Annotated in this window: 17 protein-coding genes; 4 read left to right on the top strand and 13 right to left on the bottom strand. The window is 61.2% G+C overall.

All coding sequences use genetic code 11. From position 1 onward, the window contains the following. Nucleotides 1-34 precede the first annotated feature (34 nt). Entirely contained in the window at nt 35-1276 is a 1242-nt protein-coding gene (tyrS, locus tag Q1A89_RS17630) for a tyrosine--tRNA ligase (protein WP_299731369.1), read from the top strand. A gap of 238 nt (nt 1277-1514) precedes the next feature. Here tyrS and lpxB read toward each other — a convergent pair whose 3' ends face one another. The 13 genes from lpxB to pyrH all read right to left on the bottom strand — a co-directional run bounded on the left by lpxB (nt 1515) and on the right by pyrH (nt 13746). Then, on the bottom strand, nt 1515-2678 hold the full coding sequence (gene lpxB, locus Q1A89_RS17625; protein ID WP_299731366.1) for a lipid-A-disaccharide synthase: 1164 nt from the start codon (nt 2676-2678) through the stop codon (nt 1515-1517). Then, nucleotides 2666-3559 carry a UDP-2,3-diacylglucosamine diphosphatase LpxI gene (gene lpxI, locus Q1A89_RS17620; protein WP_299731363.1) on the bottom strand — a complete coding sequence of 298 codons (894 nt, stop codon included), beginning with the start codon at nt 3557-3559 and terminating at the stop codon, nt 2666-2668. The genes lpxB and lpxI overlap by 13 nt, the downstream gene beginning before the upstream one ends. Beyond that, on the bottom strand, nt 3559-4347 hold the full coding sequence (gene lpxA, locus Q1A89_RS17615) for an acyl-ACP--UDP-N-acetylglucosamine O-acyltransferase (RefSeq protein ID WP_299731360.1): 789 nt from the start codon (nt 4345-4347) through the stop codon (nt 3559-3561). The genes lpxI and lpxA overlap by 1 nt, the downstream gene beginning before the upstream one ends. Then, entirely contained in the window at nt 4344-4808 is a 465-nt protein-coding gene (gene fabZ / locus Q1A89_RS17610) for a 3-hydroxyacyl-ACP dehydratase FabZ (RefSeq protein WP_299731357.1), read from the bottom strand. The genes lpxA and fabZ overlap by 4 nt, the downstream gene beginning before the upstream one ends. Before the next feature lie 130 nt (nt 4809-4938). Continuing rightward, nucleotides 4939-5508: an OmpH family outer membrane protein gene (locus tag Q1A89_RS17605; RefSeq protein WP_299731354.1), complete on the bottom strand. Its 570-nt coding sequence runs from the start codon at nt 5506-5508 to the stop codon at nt 4939-4941. Nucleotides 5509-5511: 3 nt separating this feature from the next. Continuing rightward, nucleotides 5512-7887, bottom strand: coding sequence for an outer membrane protein assembly factor BamA (bamA, locus tag Q1A89_RS17600; RefSeq protein ID WP_299731351.1), 2376 nt, complete (start codon nt 7885-7887; stop codon nt 5512-5514). A 104-nt stretch (nt 7888-7991) separates the two neighbouring features. Then, complete coding sequence (locus Q1A89_RS17595; RefSeq protein WP_299731348.1) at nt 7992-8117, bottom strand: hypothetical protein; 126 nt, start codon at nt 8115-8117, stop codon at nt 7992-7994. 98 nt (nt 8118-8215) lie between these two features. After that, nucleotides 8216-9565 carry an RIP metalloprotease RseP gene (rseP, locus tag Q1A89_RS17590; RefSeq protein ID WP_299731345.1) on the bottom strand — a complete coding sequence of 450 codons (1350 nt, stop codon included), beginning with the start codon at nt 9563-9565 and terminating at the stop codon, nt 8216-8218. A gap of 4 nt (nt 9566-9569) precedes the next feature. Further along, a complete protein-coding gene (dxr, locus tag Q1A89_RS17585) occupies nt 9570-10736 on the bottom strand; it encodes a 1-deoxy-D-xylulose-5-phosphate reductoisomerase (RefSeq protein WP_299731342.1) in 1167 nt (388 codons plus the stop codon). Continuing rightward, on the bottom strand, nt 10733-11518 hold the full coding sequence (locus Q1A89_RS17580) for a phosphatidate cytidylyltransferase (RefSeq protein ID WP_299731339.1): 786 nt from the start codon (nt 11516-11518) through the stop codon (nt 10733-10735). The genes dxr and Q1A89_RS17580 overlap by 4 nt, the downstream gene beginning before the upstream one ends. Then, nucleotides 11515-12255, bottom strand: coding sequence for a polyprenyl diphosphate synthase (gene uppS, locus Q1A89_RS17575; RefSeq protein WP_299731966.1), 741 nt, complete (start codon nt 12253-12255; stop codon nt 11515-11517). The genes Q1A89_RS17580 and uppS overlap by 4 nt, the downstream gene beginning before the upstream one ends. Nucleotides 12256-12357: 102 nt before the next feature. After that, nucleotides 12358-12921 (bottom strand): ribosome recycling factor, encoded by a 564-nt coding sequence (gene frr / locus Q1A89_RS17570; protein ID WP_299731337.1) that lies wholly within the window; start codon nt 12919-12921, stop codon nt 12358-12360. Between the two features lie 93 nt (nt 12922-13014). After that, on the bottom strand, nt 13015-13746 hold the full coding sequence (gene pyrH / locus Q1A89_RS17565; protein WP_299731334.1) for a UMP kinase: 732 nt from the start codon (nt 13744-13746) through the stop codon (nt 13015-13017). Nucleotides 13747-13821: 75 nt separating this feature from the next. Between pyrH and miaA the strand changes: the two genes are divergently transcribed. The 3 genes from miaA to Q1A89_RS17550 all read left to right on the top strand — a co-directional run bounded on the left by miaA (nt 13822) and on the right by Q1A89_RS17550 (nt 17026). Next, nucleotides 13822-14700 carry a tRNA (adenosine(37)-N6)-dimethylallyltransferase MiaA gene (miaA, locus tag Q1A89_RS17560; RefSeq protein WP_299731963.1) on the top strand — a complete coding sequence of 293 codons (879 nt, stop codon included), beginning with the start codon at nt 13822-13824 and terminating at the stop codon, nt 14698-14700. Nucleotides 14701-14803: 103 nt separating this feature from the next. Continuing rightward, on the top strand, nt 14804-15571 hold the full coding sequence (locus Q1A89_RS17555; protein WP_299731331.1) for an AraC family transcriptional regulator: 768 nt from the start codon (nt 14804-14806) through the stop codon (nt 15569-15571). 369 nt (nt 15572-15940) lie between these two features. After that, nucleotides 15941-17026: an ABC transporter permease gene (locus tag Q1A89_RS17550; protein WP_299731328.1), complete on the top strand. Its 1086-nt coding sequence runs from the start codon at nt 15941-15943 to the stop codon at nt 17024-17026. Nucleotides 17027-17041 lie beyond the last annotated feature (15 nt).

Genomic DNA, 17041 nt, shown 5'->3' with positions numbered 1-17041 from the left:
TCAGACTGCGGCAGCACTGCGCCAAGGACAAGCCATGACCTATTCGCCCCGATCCGATTTCCTGCACGTGATGCAATCGCGCGGATTTCTGGCCGATTGCACCGATCTGCAAGGACTGGACGAGACGCTGCTGAAGGGGCCTCAATCGGCCTATATCGGGTTCGATGCGACGGCCAAATCGCTGCATGTGGGCTCGCTCATCCAGATCATGATGCTGCGCTGGTTTCAAAAGACGGGCCACAATCCGATCACGTTGATGGGTGGGGGCACAACCAAGGTCGGCGATCCATCCTTCCGGGCTGACGAACGCCCTTTGCTGGATGCGGCGGCGATTGACGCCAATATCGCGGGCATCAAGCAGGTGTTTTCGGCCTATCTCGACTATGGATCGGGCGCGCAGATGCTCAACAATGCCGAATGGCTGGATGATCTGAATTACCTCGATTTCCTGCGTGACATTGGGCGGCATTTCTCGATCAACCGGATGCTGAGCTTTGAAAGTGTGAAGTCCCGGCTGGATCGCGAACAGTCGCTGTCTTTCCTCGAATTCAACTACATGATCCTGCAAGCCTATGATTTCATGGAGCTTCATCGCCGCTATGGCTGCATCCTGCAGATGGGCGGCAGCGATCAGTGGGGCAATATTGTCAACGGCATCGACCTCACCCGCCGGGTGATCGAGGGCGAGGTTTATGGCCTCACCTCGCCGCTGCTGACCACGTCTGATGGCAAGAAGATGGGCAAATCCCAATCAGGTGCCGTCTGGCTGAACCCCGAGATGCTCTCCCCTTACGAGTTCTGGCAGTTCTGGCGCAACACGACCGATGCGGATGTGGGCCGGTTCCTGAAGCTTTATACCGAGTTGCCGCTCGAAGAATGCGACCGACTGGGCGCACTTGAAGGGTCCGAGATCAACGAAGCCAAGGTGCGTCTGGCGACGGAAATCACCACGCTGCTGCACGGGGCCGAGGCGGCCCGCGCTGCCGCAGACACCGCGCGCGACGTGTTCGAAAAGGGCGGTGTGGGGGACGACCTGCCGACGCTCATCCTGAGCGCGAATGACATCGGCGACGGCATCTCGATCGTACAACTGATCGTGAAATCCGGACTTGCCGGATCGGGCAAAGAGGCCAAGCGCCTGATCGCCGAAGGTGGCGCGCGGCTTAACGATCAACCGCTCGACAATGCCGGGCTGATGATCGACGCAGGCGCCCTCGCCTCTCCCATCAAGCTCTCGGCCGGTAAAAAGCGCCACGCGCTGGTCCAACTGGACTAAAGCTTTGTCTCGGAGCCGGCCTCGCTTGAGCTTCAAGGGACGGGGACGCATGGCTTTGCCAAGATCAATCGCCGAGGGGCCCCTTCAGGGGATACGGCTATTGGTCTTGGGAAAGACGGGCGGCTCTGTCACGCAAAAGATCAATCGAGGCAGGGTTCGGGACATATCTTTGTCTTGGTGAGGCCGAAGCGTTTCCCAAATCAAAAAATGGAATGCGCCTGAAAGGCGCGCCTTTGGATTACATGCGGTCCAGCACCGCGCAGGCGGCCCGCAGGCCCGGATCCTCTCCACCGCGCCCTAGCAAATCCATCGTGCGCTCCATCGCGGCGGCCTGGGTGGATGGGTCGGCGAGCAGCCCTTCCATCGCGGCCAACACGTTCTCTGCCTTGAAGTCAAACCCGATCAGTTCGGGTACGACGCGGCTGTCGGTGACAAGGTTCACAAGGCAAGTGGTGTCGGTGATCAGCATGCGCGGGATGATCACGCGGCTGAGCCAGTTGAGATCAAAGGCGCTGACCATCGGCGTGCCCGCCGCCGCCAGTTCCAGCGCCACGGTGCCCGAGGTGGCAAGGGCCACGTCTGCGGCGGCAAAGGCGGCGCGCTTTTCGACCTGAGCCGCCTCTGCCTCCATGCCGCGGATGTCGATGATGTCCGCCTTCACCGGCCAGCTTTTGACCAGATCATGCACGGCCTCGGCCACGGCCGGGGCTGCGGGCACGATCATCCGCATGTCGGGGTGCGTCGCGGCCAGCTTGCCCAGCACCTCACCAAAGACCGGACCCATCCGCGCGATCTCGCCCCGCCGCGAACCAGGCAGGACAAGAACCAGCGGATCAGCATCGTTCAATCCATGGGCAGTCCGAAAGGCCGCCTGCTCATCCGGCGTGGCCCGTGGCGCGTTTGCCGCCGGGTGGCCGACAAAGTCACACTCCATCCCCTCGGCCTCCATGTAAGGCGGCTCGAACGGGAACAGCGCCAGCACATGGTCGATCATCGCAGCCATTTTCCTGGCCCGTTTGGGTCGCCACGCCCAGACCGTCGGGGCGACGTAATGCACAGTGCGGATGTCTGAGCCTGCCTTGACCAGCTTGGCCACGCGCAGGCAAAAATCCGGGCTGTCGATTGTGATCAGCACATCCGGTTTCATGTCGATCACGGCTTGCGCGGTTTCGGCGATGCGACGCTTGAGGTGGAAATACTTTGGCAGGACCTCGGCGATGCCCATCAGGCTCAGCTCGGACATGTCAAAGCGGCTGGTGAGGCCATGAGCCGCCATCAATGGGCCACCGATGCCCGCGAATTGCACGTCCGTGGCCAGCTCTTTCAAACCCTTCATGAGCGCCCCACCAAGGGCGTCGCCCGACGGCTCACCCGCCACCAGAAAGACCTTTAGCGCACCCACAGAAACATCCCCATCGCGTCGAGTATCCGCACAACTTGCGGCTGATCCAGCACCATCACACCACCTCCCGCGATCACGATCCCATCCAGGCCCGCCTCCGCCGCACGCATCGCAGTTGAGGGGCCGATGGTGGGCAGATCGACCCGCATGTCCTGCCCCGGTTTGGGGCCTTTGAAGAGATAGCCACCTTTCGCGCGGGTGCGCTGTTCTGCCACCGGGCCAGAAAGCCAATCCGCCGCCGCATCCAGCGCGTCCCCCACCATGTCAAAAACAAATTCGACCGGGTCGGACACAGCGCCGGTCCCACTATACGGCTCCGTCAGATCACCCAGCATCGCATCCGTGCCGCGCCCATCCTCGCGCGCAATCACATCCCCGGCGCGCAATATGCAGGCCTGTCCCTGATCCGCTTGCCCTTGGGCGTGCAGCACAGCCTCGGCCTGTGGCAAGCTGGCGATGACGTCCATCGGCGCCATGGCCTTGGTCAACGTACCGGTTGGCGGCAGCAGATCGGGTGCGAGGTCATGGGCACCGCGCACGGCAAACCCGGTTTGTTCAAAGATGCCGAGAACGGCGCGCAGCGCGCTGTCTTCCCCTCCGGACACGGCGCTGGTCAATATCGGGACCAGCGGTTGGGTGTCTGCATCCAGTTGGTCGGGGTCAATCACGGGCCGGTCGATTGCGCCGCAAAAGCAGACCTCGGTGACGCCGTGCGCACCAAGGGTGACCAGAAAACTGCCTAGATGCTCAATGCGAAAGGTGACGTCCACATCCAGATTGTCCGGCGTATTGCCTTTCAAGGCGCAGATCAGCGGCATGTCATCCTGCGCGGCGGCAACGGCGGCAGGCAGCGCCCCCCGGCCCACGATCAGCGCAAGCATCAGCGCGGGGTCAGGAACGACCGGTCGCTGTCGCCCATGACAAATGCCACGATCTCGCGGACATATGCGCTTTCTGTTTCCTTGCCGAGACGTTCGGCGCGGTCGTGAAAGGTGCCTTCGCCCTGTGCCAGCATCTGAAAGGCGGCGCGCAGCGCGGTGATGTCGGCGCGCCCGACGCCGCGACGTTTGAGGCCGACAAGGTTTAACCCGTCCAGCTCGCCGCGTGGCGCCTGCACGAGGCCGTAGGGGATCACGTCATTGGTCACCATGGTCACAGCGCCGATGATCGCGCCGCGCCCAATGCGCACGAATTGGTGGATGCCGGACAGACCGCCGATGATCACGTCATCCTCGAGGATGCAATGCCCGGCCACCGCCGCCGAATTGACCACGATCACCCGGTCGCCGATATGGGCGTCATGGGCAATGTGGCACCCGGCCATGAACAACCCGTCATCGCCGATCCGGGTCACACCGCCCCCGCCTTCGGTGCCGCAGTTCATGGTGACATGCTCGCGGATGCGGTTGCGTTTGCCGATGACCAGATTGCTGGCCTCGCCCTTGAACTTGAGATCCTGTGGCACTTCGCCGATCACGGCAAAGGAAAAGACGGTGGTCGCTTCGCCGATTTCGGTGCGACCGGTAACCACGACGTGGCTTTTCAACTCCACCTTAGGGCCGATCACCACATGCGGGCCGATCACGCAGAACGGGCCGATGCGCGCCGAGGGGTCGATGCGCGCGCCATCCTCGATCACGGCTGAGGGGTGGATGTTGGGGCCGCTCATGGTTTGGGCAGATCCATCATGGCCGTGAATTCGGCCTCACAGGCCATCTCGCCTTCCACTTCGGCCACGCCTGCGAATTTCCAGACCTTGCCGCCGGGCTTACCGCGCGTGGTTTCAAGTTTGAGCTCGAGCACGTCGCCGGGCACGACCATGCGGCGGAATTTGCATTTGTCGATGGCCATGAAATAGACCAGCATGTTCTTGTCAGCCATATCGAGCGCCGTGCCCACCATGACGGCGGCCGTCTGGGCCATGGCTTCGATGATGGTGACGCCGGGCATGATCGGTTTGCCGGGGAAATGGCCCTGAAAATGCGGTTCGTTCATGGTGACGTTCTTGATGCCCGTCGCCTTTTGATAGCCATCAATATCGACCACCTTGTCCACCAGCAGGAACGGATAGCGATGCGGCAGGATGCGCTGGATCAGCGCAATATCGGCGGTTTTCAGATCACTCGACATTGATGCTCGGCCCTTGTTTCAGAACGAATATGGAATGTGCCTATCAAGGCGGGCGGTTTGTCGCAAGCGTGGGCGCGGGCGGGGCCGTAACATCCTGAAACACTTGGACGGAGGCCGCTCAGGTGCTGCGTCAATCCGCTGCAGGTTCGGTTCCGTCCTGCAGGGCCGCATCGATGCGCGCAATGGCAGCATCGGTGATGTCGATGGCGTTGGCGCTGATGAACACGCTGCGCTGTTCCAGAACCACACCGGCCCCCGCTTCACGCATGATCGCCTCGAGCACGGGTACGGCGGCGGCCAGAAACCGGTCGCGGTTGTTTTCAAGTTGCGCAGAGATCGCGCGGCTTTCGTTTTCCCGTTCGCGGCGGATCGCCTGCACACGCGCATCAAAGGCATCGGCCAACGCGCGGAATTCCTCGGCGGACAGGGTATCGCGCTGCGCAGTCAGCTCGGCTTCTTCGTTTTCCAGTTGTTGTTCGAGGACGCGGTTTTCATCCGCCAGCGCGTCGTTTTGCGCCTCGATCTCGCGCAGCACCCGTTGGCCAAAGGCGCTGCCGCGATACAGCCGATCACTGTCGATGGTCAGGATCGGGCTGCGCACGTCCTGCGCTGTGGCAGGCCCGCTGGTGAACGCAACCGGACCGGCCACCGCCCCCGATAGGGCGATCGCCAAACACAGCCTGCGCAGCCAATCGCCCATCGCTCAGAACGTGGTCGAAATGGTCAGATCAAAGGACTGCTCTCGGTCGAAGTCTTCTTTCTTGATCGCGTTGGAAAAGTTCAGACGCAGCGGACCAATGGCGGTGTCCCAGAAGATCGAGAATCCAATCACGTGGCGGAAGGACCCGCCCTCGCCCACGACATTGCCGCCCGTCAGATCCACATCGTCCAGATCCCAGAGGTTGCCCACATCGTAGAAGACGCCGCCGGTGATCCCAAGCTCTTCGGGCAGACCCAGCGGGAATTCCGCCTCGAAACGGGCTGCGAGATAGAGATTGCCGCCCAGCGGGTCAGAGTCACCCGGCGCACTCAAATCGCGCGGGCCAATGCCTCCAGGCTCAAATCCGCGCAGGATACGTGGGCCAACATTGAACCGATCCACAGTGCGGTTTGTGCCATTTCTCCACGTCAAAAGGCCGCCTTCGAGTGTGGCCCGCAGGGTCACTTCGTTGCTGAACGCCAAGCGCTGACCAATAACCTTTGCGGTCGTCCGGATATATTCGCTATCCCCGCCCAAGCCCGCGAAATCCTGACCAAATTCAAACAGCCATCCGGCATCCGGGTTCAACCCGCCAGTGCGTGAATCGTAGGTGTAGGTATAGCCGAGTGACGTGGTTGACTGTGCTCCGGAATTGATTTCGTTCTGTACGACAGCGCCGTTTTCAGATGGGTCACGCGCCTGCATTTCCACATCTGAATAACTAAATCGAACATTCAGACGCCCACGTTCGCTGACCGGAAAGGTCAGGCTGGGGACAAATTGAAAAGACTCCGCGTCAAAATTCGCAAAGCTGGAATCGCTTTCGCTGTAGCGCAGGTTCAAACCAAAGGCGACGTCGCGCCCGAGAAAGGCGGGTTCGACAAAGCTAATGCCATATTGTTCGCTTTCCTCGGCGGAGGAAAATTCAAAGCCCAGCGTCTGACCGCGTCCCAGAAAGTTGCGCTCGGTAAAGCTGACCACGAGGCCGAAACCGTCGTCAGCCGAGAACGCACCACCAAAGTTCAGCGACCCCGTTGGTTTTTCCTCGACGTCCACATCGACAACAACCTGATCTGGGCGAGATCCTTCGCGCGCATTTACGTTCGAGGTGGCGAAAAAATCGAGCGCACGGATGCGTTCAGCTGAATCGCGGATTTCGCGCGGGTTGAACGGGTCACCTTCTGCGATCCGGAACTGGCGGCGCACAACGCGGTCGAGCGTGGTTGTGTTGCCTTCGATGTCGATGCGTTCGACAAAGACGCGCGGTCCGCGGCTGAGTACCAGTTCGACGTCCAGCGTCAGATCACGGTCATTGCGCACCACGCGAGGCTCTACCCGCAGGAAATCGACGCCATCGCGTTGCCCCTGCCGTTCAAGACGTGTGATTTCCTCGTCCACCAGCGTCGGCGAATAGACAACGCCGGGGCGCGCCTTGACCAGACCCTGATAGAAATCGACGTCGATCTCGGGCAGGTCACTGCTGACCGTGACTTCGCCGAATTTGAATTGCTGGCCTTCCTGTACGTTGAAGACGAGGAAAAAGCCGTCGCGTTCTTCGGTCAGTTCGGCATTGGTGCCCAGCGTGCGGAAATCCACGTAGCCGCGAGAGAAGTAGAAATCGCGCAGCACCTGTTTGTCGAACTCGATCCGGTCCTCGACCAGCGTGTCGGTGCGGATCAGGGTGCGGAACAGGCCCGCCTGTTTGGTCTGCAGCACGCGGCGCAGACGGCGGTCGGAATAGACGCGGTTGCCGACAAAGCTGAGGCGCTCGATCTCGACCACGTCACCTTCGAAAATCTCGAATACCAGATCGACGCGGTTGTCAGAGCGGCGAATGATGCGCGGTGTGACGCGCGCGGCGATCCGGCCCTGACTGCTATAGGCCTCGGCCAGCCCGCTGGCGTCACGATCAACCTGTGCGGGGTTCAGAACGCGACGTTCCTGACTTTGGATGATTTCGGCAAGGGCGGCATCGTCGATCCGGCGGTTTCCTTCAAAGGAGATGCGGTTGATCGTCGGCAATTCGACCACGGTGATACGCAGTGTTGAGCCTTGCGGTTCGACCCGTACGGTCTCGAACAATCCGCTGGTTTGCAGGTTCTGCAAAGCGTCGTTCACCTGCCCTGCGCTGACCGTTTGGCCGGGGGCGATTCCTGCCCGCGTCAGGATCGCGGCGTCGCCGATCCGTGTGTTGCCGTCGATTATGATCCGGTTGAACTGGAAATTCTGCGCCTGAACCGGGCTTGAAAACCCTGTCCAACCCACTGAAACCAGTGTGATAATCAAAACCGCCCTCAGAACCCGTCGAAAGCCGGTTTCAGCCATCAGACGCGCGCCACTCATCCCCAGTCCCATGGTGTTCCCCACGTGTTCAGACATACATTATCAATGGGAGTAACGGCATTGCGGCGCGTTGTCAAAAGCACAAAACCCGCGACGTTGCGCGGGCATGGCTACTACATCTGTAAAAAGGTGTCGAAAACTCAGAGGCTGCCGATCCACGCACCAGCGGCCAGCGCCGTGGCACAGGTGGCAACATAAAGCACGCGATCCCAGTTCAGCATCATGATGAGGCTCAGGCCGCGATATCCGCTTTGAATCGTCTGCATTGGTCCATCCTTTTCCTGAATGGAGATATAGCCCGCGATTGCGGCGCGAAATTGGACCAAATGTGGCAAAATCTGGGCGCAGCGCCGTTAGATGCTCTTTATGGGCAGAAAATGTCGTTTCCGAGGGCAAAAATCATCAGGGACAACACCAGCGCAAGGCCCACGGCCATCAGGATGCGCAAGGCACCGTCACTGGGCGGTTTGCCAGTCACAGCCTCATAGGCGTAAAACACCAGATGACCGCCATCGAGCGCCGGAATCGGAAAGAGGTTGAGCAGACCGACGGCTGTCGACAGGACAGCGATGAACCAGATAAAGCTCTCCAGCCCCTGGCTCGCCATTGTGCCCGACACCTGCGCGATGCCGATGGGCCCGGAGAGGTTGCAGGTGCTGATTGCGCCTGTGACCATATAGCCGAGCCCCGAAATCGAGCCCGAAATGATCCGCCAGGTCTGCGCGACACCTCCCGTGATGGCCTCGCCCACGCCGGGGGCTTGCGTTGCGGGTTCAAATGCGTTGCCGCTGGCAATCCCGATGCGCCACTGGGTGGCAAAGCCGCCCTCGGGCTGGGGTTCGTCCACGCGTTTTGGGGTCAGCACCTTTTCGCTGACTGTCCCGTTACGCCAGACGGTGAGGTTCAGGCTGCGCCCGTCCGAGCCTTCCACGGCCTCCTTGATTTGCCCGAAGGCAAAGATCGGTGCGCCGTCAACTGCCGTGATCACGTCGCCGCGTTCCAGATCGGCGGCAACGGCCGCACTTTGCGGGCTGACGCCGCTGACCAGTGGAGGGCGCAAGTAGGGGCCGGTGACCACGCGTTCGGCCCCGTCCCGCTCGACCGTGTAGGCCAGCTGCGGTTTCTGGGGCAGTTCGTTCATGAAATCGCCGTAAGCGGCGTCGTTGATGCTGGGCACGGTCTGCCCTTCGATGGCGAGGACCACGTCCCCCGATTGCAATTCCTGCACTTCGGCAGGCAGCGGGCGCAATTCACCCACCGTGAGGGGGTCACGGATCACGCCATTGGAATAGCCCACAAGAGCAAAGACCATGATCGACAGCGCGAAATTGAATACAGGGCCTGCAGCAACGGTCGCCGCGCGCGCCCAGAGCGGGGCGCCATGCATGGTGCGGCGCAGGGCGGCGGGGTCGTCGGCGACCTCTTGCATCGCCTCTTCGTCCTTGCCGGAGGCCGCGTTGGCGTCGCCTGCAAACTTGACGTAACCGCCAAAGGGCAGTGCGGCGATCTGCCAGCGGGTTCCGCGCTTGTCCATACGGCTCCACAAGATGGGCCCAAAGCCAATCGAGAACACATCCGCCTGAATGCCCGACCAGCGCCCGACGATGTAATGCCCGTATTCATGGATCGCGACGATCACGCTGAGGGCAACCACGAAAAAGAAAATGGTCCATGCCGTGCCGCCAAAGGCGGAGATAAAGGCCGAAATATCCAAAGTTTTATCCTGTTTTTTGCTCGATGACGCGCGCTGCGGCTTGTCTCGCCATGTGGTCCGCTTGCATCACGTTATCAAGGGTCATTTGGGCATCAATATGGCTGGGGTCCAGCGAATTGAGCACATGATCCACCACTTCGGCCATCTGGGGAAAGCGCAAATGGCCGTCGATAAAGCCACTGAGGGCCGTTTCCTTGGCCGCGTTGAAGACGGCACCCGCCAGCCCGCCGCGTTCCATCACTTCGCGCGCAAGGCGCAAGGCGGGCCAGCGCACCTCGTCCGGGGGACGGAAGGTGAGCGCGCCGATGGCCGCGAGATCAAGCCGTTCGACCGGCAGGGCGCGCCGTTTGGGCCAGTGCAGCGCATAGCCGATGGCGTGGCGCATATCGGGTGGCCCAACATGGGCCATCAGCGCGCCATCCTTGAAACCGACCATCGCGTGAATCATGGATTCCGGGTGCACCAGCACCTCGATCTGTTTCGGTGAAACGCCAAAATACTCACGTGTTTCAATGAGTTCCAAGGCTTTGTTGAACATGGAGGCCGAGTCGATCGTGATCCGTTGACCCATGTCCCAGTTGGGATGGCAGGAGGCCTGATCCAGCGTCGCATGGGCCAGATCCTCAAGCGGCCAGTCGCGGAAGGCCCCGCCGCTTGCGGTGATGATGATCCGCTCGACCGCATCCATGTCCTCGCCCACCAGCGCCTGAAACACAGCGGAATGCTCGCTGTCCACGGGCAATAGCCGCGCCCCATGTTGCTTTGCGGTGCCAAGGATCAGCGCGCCTGCGCAGACCAGCGATTCCTTGTTGGCGAGCGCCAGTGTCGCGCCCTGTTCCAGCGCGCAGATGCCCGGTTGCAGACCTGCCGCACCAACGATGGCCGACATCACCCAATCGGCGGGACGCTGCGCGGCCTCGATCAATGCGCCCTGCCCGGCTGCGGCGTCGACGCCGCTGCCTGCAAGGGCCACGCGCAACTCCTCCAGCCGGTCCTCTTCTGCGGTGACGGCCACATTAGCCTTGAGGCGGATCGCATCGGCGGCCAGCTGCGCGATGTTGCTGGCCCCGGTCAGCGCCACCACGTCATAGGCATCCGGATCGCGCGCAATCAGATCAATGGTGTTCTGCCCGATAGACCCCGTCGCCCCGAAAATCGACACCCGCCTCATAGGGCAAGCCACGGAAAGCCGAACAGGAATTCGATCATCAGGAACGCGACCGACGCGCCCAGCATCCCGTCAAAACGGTCGAGCACGCCGCCATGGCCCGGGATCAGGTGCGAGGAATCCTTCACACCCATTTTGCGCTTGATCGCGCTTTCGGCGATGTCGCCCATCTGGCTGGAAAAGGACAGCACGATCGAGGCGAGCATCACGGCGCCCCAAACCCCTGAATTGATGGCGAAAATCGCACCTACAATGGCCGCGCCGATCCAACCTGCGGCGGTGCCGGACCACGTCTTTTTCGGGCTGACCTTGGGCCAGAACTTGGGCCCGCCCAGCATGCGCCCTGCGAAATAACCCGCCACATCCGTGACCACCACGATCAGCACTAGCCACACCAGCCACGCAAATCCCAGATCATCGCGCACATGCATCATGCCGTAGCTTGCGGCCAGCACCATGACCGTGAAAGCGCCAAACAAGAGGCGATGTACCTTGAGCTGGCTCGCCCCGACAAAGGCGGGCGCGACCAGCAAGGGGGCCGCGTAGATCACCGGCAGATAGATCGCCATTAGAACGGCCAGTGCCGCCACGCCGCCCAGTTGCACAGCCAAACCGGGCGCATCGGGCGCGAACATCCGCGTGAGTTCCCAGATCATCAGACCGCAAATCAGCGCGACCACGACGTGAAACACATCCCCGCCCAACCAGATCGCCAGAATGCCGACCACAACCATCAGCGCGCCAGACCCCATGCGCACAGCAAGGTCTGACCAGCGCTCGCTCATGGTTCGACACCGCCAAAGCGACGTTCCCGCCCGCCGTAACTGGCACAAAGGGCCGTAAATTCCTCGCGCCCGAAATCAGGCCAGAGCGTGTCGATGAATTCATATTCCGAATAGGCCGACTGCCAGAGCAGAAAGTTCGAGATCCGCGCCTCACCGCTGGTGCGGATCACAAGGTCTGGATCGGGTAAAACGTAGGTATCAAGGTACTTTGGCAGAGTTTCTTCATCTACATTTTCCGGCAACAGCTTGCCGTCGGCCACGTCCTGCGCCAGCCGCTTGGTGGCGCGGGCCACTTCGTCGCGCCCCCCGTAGTTCAGCGCGATGGTGAGGTTCACAACCGAATTGCCCGAGGTCAGCTCCTCAAGCTCGTTCATCAGATCGATCAGCTTGGCATCGAGCCGTACCCGGTCCCCGATGAAGCGCACGCGCACACCGAAATGCTGCAGGGCGCGCGCCTCTTTGATGATGTAGCGGCGAAACAGGTTCATGAGACCTGCAACCTCGACCTGTGTGCGCTTCCAGTTCTCGGTCGAGAAGGCAAAGATGGTGAGGTATTTCACGCCGATATCGGGGCAGGTTTCAACCACCTCGCGCACCCGCCGCGCGCCTGCGTGGTGCCCGAACAGGCGGGGGCGGCCACGCTGCGTGGCCCATCGTCCATTGCCGTCCATGATGATGGCAACGTGGCGGGGGCCTTTATGTGGTTCGTGTTTGATGAGGTTGTCCTTGGTTGGGATGTTGGGGTGGCCTTTGGGAGTGCCTTTTAAGTCGGGGCTCCGCCCTTTAATGACCCAAACGCTCCTCCGGAGCGTTTGCCGGACCTGGGCCCGGTGCGGTCATTAAACCTGCATGATCTCGGATTGTTTGGTTTCCAGTGCGGCGTCCACGGCCTTGATGTACTTGTCAGTCATCTCCTGCACTTCTTCTTCCCACAGCTTTTGATCGTCCTCGGACATGCCATCGGCCTTGCCCTTCTTGATCTGGTCCATCCCGTCGCGGCGCACGTTGCGCACCGACACACGGGCGTTTTCAGCATAGGAGCCGGCGACCTTGCTCAGCTCGCGGCGGCGTTCTTCGTTCAGTTCGGGGATCGGCAGCATGATGATCGTGCCATTGAGCTGCGGGTTGATCCCCAGCCCGCTTTCGCGGATCGCCTTTTCGACCTTTTGCACCAGCCCCTTGTCCCAGACGTTGATGGTGACCATGCGCGGTTCGGGTACGTTCACCGTCCCGACCTGATTGATCGGGGTCATGGAGCCATAGGCATCCACCATCACCGGTTCCAGCATCGAGGCCGAGGCGCGACCCGTGCGCAGCGACGCAAATTCGGTTTTGAGATTGGCCATCGCGCCATCCATGCGGCGCTCAAGGTCGTCTGTGTCGAGCATGAAGTCGTCTGACATGGTATTCCCCGTCTTGTCCTGTGGCCTTTCCGGCCGATTGGGTTCGGGTATAGATCATGCTGGCGGCAAAACGCCAGCACCAGTTGTCCGCGCTTAACCCTGAACGCGGGTGAAGGTGCCTTGCCCTTCGAGGATCGCCTTGAACCCGCCCGGTGTGTCCAGCGGGAAGACGATCAGCGGCAGGTTGTTGTCGCGCGCAAGGGCGATGGCACTGGCATCCATCACGCCAAGGCGTTTTTGCAGCACCTCGTCATAAGTCACCGTGTCATAGCGCACCGCGTCTGCGTGCTTGGCCGGATCCTTGTCATAGACCCCGTCGACCCCGTTCTTGCCCATGAAAATCGCCTCGCAGGACATCTCGTTGGCGCGCAGGGTCGCGGCGGTGTCCGTGGTAAAATACGGATTGCCCGTTCCGGCGGCAAAGATGCAGACCCGCTTTTTCTCGAGGTGGCGCACGGCGCGGCGGCGAATGTAGGGCTCAGCCACTTCGTTCATGGTGATGGCGGATATGACCCGCGTGAACACCCCGACCCCTTCGAGGGCCGATTGCATCGCCAGCGCATTCATCACAGTGGCGAGCATGCCCATGTAGTCGGCCGTCGTGCGCTCCATCCCCTGGGCCGAGCCTTGCAGGCCGCGAAAGACGTTGCCGCCGCCAATTACCATGCAAATCTCGACGCCCATGTCGTGGACAGCCTTCACTTCGCGTGCGATCCGTTCGACCGTTGGCGGGTGCAGACCATAGCCCTGATCCCCCATCAGCGCCTCGCCGGATATCTTCAACATCACCCGTTTGAATGTGGCTCTGGTCTCGGTCTCGGTCATGGCGCGCCCCCGCTCTTTCATTTCGCGCGCAACCTGTCCTAAAAGGAGCGGGGTTTCAATGGAATACACGGCATGATGCGCGACCTGATTTCTGCCCTGCCCGCAAATTTGCCCGTGCTGATTGCCGGCCCCACGGCATCCGGCAAATCTGCGCTGGCGCTGGCCATTGCCGAGGCACAGGGTGGTGTGGTGGTAAATGCCGATGCCAGTCAGGTTTACGACTGCTGGCGCGTGCTGACGGCGCGGCCCTCGCCAGAGGAAGAGGCAAGCGCCCTTCACCTGCTTTATGGGCACGTCCCTTATGATGCACCCTATTCCACCGGGCATTGGCTGCGCGAGGTTTTGCCGTTTTTGCAAGGTGCGCGCCCGATCATCGTGGGTGGTACGGGTCTTTACTTTGCCGCCCTGACCCAAGGGCTGGCCGATATTCCCGAAACCCCGCCGGAGATTCGCGCGCAGGGCGACGCTTTGGGCCTTGCCGACATGGCCGCTGTGCTGGACGCGGAAACAGTCACACGCATAGACATGGCCAACCGCGCCCGGGTGCAACGCGCCTGGGAGGTGCAGCAGGCCACGGGCCGCCCCTTGGCCGCATGGCAGGACGACACAGGCCCGCCGGTGCTGGAGCCGAGAGCCTACAGCGGAGTTGTGCTGGACAGTCCCAAAGAGTGGCTGAACCCGCGGATCGAGACCCGGTTTGATCAGATGCTGCGCGGCGGCGCGCTGGAGGAAGCACGCGCGATGGCGAGCCGCTTTGATACCGCCCTGCCGTCCTGTCGCGCCATTGGGGCGCAGGAGGCAATGGGCGTGCTGAACGGCAGCCTCACCCACGAACAGGCGGTTGACTCGGCAGTGACCGCCACCCGCCAATATGCCAAGCGGCAGCGCACGTGGTTTCGCGCCCGGATGGCGGAATGGCGCTGGGTTGCGGCCCCCGACCTTGCGCGCGCTTGACTTAATTTGCTATTTCAGCATCAAATCGTCCCTGAATCTGGGTTCAAAGTTTACAGTTTCGAACAAATAGAGCACGCTGATGTCGCTTGCGCCCATCCGGGTCATGACCCTTTCACAACTGTCAGGCGCGCAGGACTGGCGCCTGTCGCTGGCCCATGATCGGGCCGCGCACCTGCTGATCTGGGTAACACGGGGACAGGGGCGGCTGTTGCTGAACGGGACCCGGCGTGGGGTTGGCACGCATAACGCGATTTCGATTCCCGCACAGACGTTGTTTTCCCTCGAACTGGGGCGGCAGGGCATGGGTCTTGTGGCCGTTATTCCCGATGGAAGCGACCTGCGCCTGCCACTTGGGCCGCGGCAATTGCGGATGCGCGATGTGTCGGCCATCAGTGAATTGACCAGTCTGTTCGAGGCGGCGGTGCGCGAGGATTCTTCGGGGCGCGAGCTGTCCCAGGATGCGCTTGATGCCCATATCGCGCTGATGTCGGTCTGGTGGCGGCGCCAGATCGCTCTGCCCGACAACCTGCCTGTGCGCATGAATGCGGCCGCGCGGCTCAGCGCCGCCTTTTGCCAGCGCATCGCACAATTCTACACCACGGGGATGAGCATGGCTGATCACGCCGCCGCGCTGAATGTCACGCCGACCCATCTGACACGGGCGTGCAAAGCCGCCTCGGGGCGCACGGCGGCTGATCTGCTGACCGAACGGGTGCTTTATGCCGCGCGCATCGCACTCAGCGAAACAGACGTGGCCATTCAGGATGTCGCCCGTCATCTGGGATTTGGATCGGCGGCCTATTTCACCCGCTTTATCCAGCAGCACACCGCAAAAACCCCCACCGCCCTGCGCCAATCCGCCCGCCGTTAAGCGACGGGCGCTGCGAGTCGTTTCCCCGCCGCGACCCGGTGATGTCGCAAACGGGATGGTTTAATGTCGCTAACATACAAAAATTTTACGACGCTCCCCGTTGACCTGAAGGTGGTTCTGTTGCCTCATGAGTGCAGGGAACTGAAAAACGCAGTCGAAGTTGGCAGGAGACAACCTGTCACCAGATCACAAAGGTCTGACACATCGCACAGCGAAACCGGTGCAGGGGAGCAGCCGAAACACAACAATCCGACGCATATTTGCGATGGTCCGACGGGACCAATTTTTGCGAGGCGCTTTGAATGCCGCCCGCATCTGATCACTGGCAGCAAAGACTGCCGCTAGCCACCAACAGGGGCGATTAAATTTATGGGACTATTCATCCTCAGACGACTGGGCGTGATGTTGTTGACGGCGATCTGCCTCACCTTCCTCGTGTTCTTTCTGACCAACCTCTATCCCAACCTCGAAAAACTGGCCAAGACCCAAGGCAACTTCCGCATGTCGGACGAAGCCGTGGCAAGCTGGCTGGGGGATCGCGGATATGTGGACAACACTTTTGTCAAATACGGCCGCTGGCTGGGTGTCGCGCCGGGATGGGTGAACGAAGACGAGGATGGTGCGGTTACGGGCCAGTGTTTTGCCCCAGATACGCCCGAGGACGAACGCCGCACCTTTTGCGGGATAATTCAGGGCGATTGGGGCTATTCACTGGTGTTCAAGGATGAGGTCAGCAACATCGTTGCGATCCGGCTGGCCGCCACGGGCAAGCTGATGGGCTTTGTCCTGCTGGTGATGGTGCCACTGTCGCTGATTGTTGGAGTGCTGGCAGGCATGCGCGAGGGATCGGGTCTTGACCGGTCGCTGTCGACCTTCTCCATCGCCACAACGGCGACCCCGGAATATGTGTCGGGCGTTGTGTTCATCGCCCTGCTCGCCTCGTCCAAGTTCGGACTGTCCCCGCTGCTGGCCGACTGGGGCTGGATCGAGGGCAAAACGCTGTTTTCGGGATCGGCCACCAAGGCCATCGAGGATGCGACATTTGCCAACTTCACCCTGCCGGTGCTGACCATCGCCCTTTACGGCATGGGCTATATCGCGCGGATGACGCGGGCCTCGATGACCGAGGTGATGACGGCGCAATATATCCGGACCGCACGGCTCAAGGGGGTCAGCTTTGGTAATATCGTGATGAAACATGCGCTCAGGAATGCGCTGATTGCGCCGTTTACGGTGATCATGTTGCAGATCCCGTGGCTGCTGAACGGCGTTGTGATTGTCGAGACCCTGTTCAACTACAAGGGCTTTGGCTGGCTTCTGGTGCAGGCCGCGTCCAACAACGACATCGAACTACTTCTGGCCGTTTCGGTCGTCTCTGTGGTCGTGGTGCTGATCACGCAGCTGATATCTGATATCGGCTACGTGTTTCTGAACCCACGCATCCGCATTTCTTGAACGGAGGGTCAGAAC

It is taken from the genome of uncultured Tateyamaria sp. (assembly GCF_947503045.1).
In the GTDB taxonomy this organism is placed as follows: Bacteria; Pseudomonadota; Alphaproteobacteria; order Rhodobacterales; family Rhodobacteraceae; genus Tateyamaria.
The sequence above is the reverse complement of the archived record's forward strand: the minus strand, read 5'-3'. Positions and strand labels throughout refer to the sequence as shown.

Bases quoted from the DNA above. Each gene is read 5' to 3' on its own strand.
- tyrS (WP_299731369.1), top strand. From the start codon at position 35: ATGACCTATTCGCCCCGATCCGATTTCCTGCACGTGATGCAATCGCGC.
- lpxI (WP_299731363.1), bottom strand. From the start codon at position 3,559: ATGCTTGCGCTGATCGTGGGCCGGGGGGCGCTGCCTGCCGCCGTTGCC.
- lpxA (WP_299731360.1), bottom strand. From the start codon at position 4,347: ATGAGCGGCCCCAACATCCACCCCTCAGCCGTGATCGAGGATGGCGCG.
- fabZ (WP_299731357.1), bottom strand. From the start codon at position 4,808: ATGTCGAGTGATCTGAAAACCGCCGATATTGCGCTGATCCAGCGCATC.
- Q1A89_RS17605 (WP_299731354.1), bottom strand. From the start codon at position 5,508: ATGGGCGATTGGCTGCGCAGGCTGTGTTTGGCGATCGCCCTATCGGGG.
- bamA (WP_299731351.1), bottom strand. From the start codon at position 7,887: ATGTCTGAACACGTGGGGAACACCATGGGACTGGGGATGAGTGGCGCG.
- Q1A89_RS17595 (WP_299731348.1), bottom strand. From the start codon at position 8,117: ATGCAGACGATTCAAAGCGGATATCGCGGCCTGAGCCTCATCATGATG.
- dxr (WP_299731342.1), bottom strand. From the start codon at position 10,736: ATGAGGCGGGTGTCGATTTTCGGGGCGACGGGGTCTATCGGGCAGAAC.
- Q1A89_RS17580 (WP_299731339.1), bottom strand. From the start codon at position 11,518: ATGAGCGAGCGCTGGTCAGACCTTGCTGTGCGCATGGGGTCTGGCGCG.
- frr (WP_299731337.1), bottom strand. From the start codon at position 12,921: ATGTCAGACGACTTCATGCTCGACACAGACGACCTTGAGCGCCGCATG.
- pyrH (WP_299731334.1), bottom strand. From the start codon at position 13,746: ATGACCGAGACCGAGACCAGAGCCACATTCAAACGGGTGATGTTGAAG.
- miaA (WP_299731963.1), top strand. From the start codon at position 13,822: ATGCGCGACCTGATTTCTGCCCTGCCCGCAAATTTGCCCGTGCTGATT.
- Q1A89_RS17555 (WP_299731331.1), top strand. From the start codon at position 14,804: ATGACCCTTTCACAACTGTCAGGCGCGCAGGACTGGCGCCTGTCGCTG.
- Q1A89_RS17550 (WP_299731328.1), top strand. From the start codon at position 15,941: ATGGGACTATTCATCCTCAGACGACTGGGCGTGATGTTGTTGACGGCG.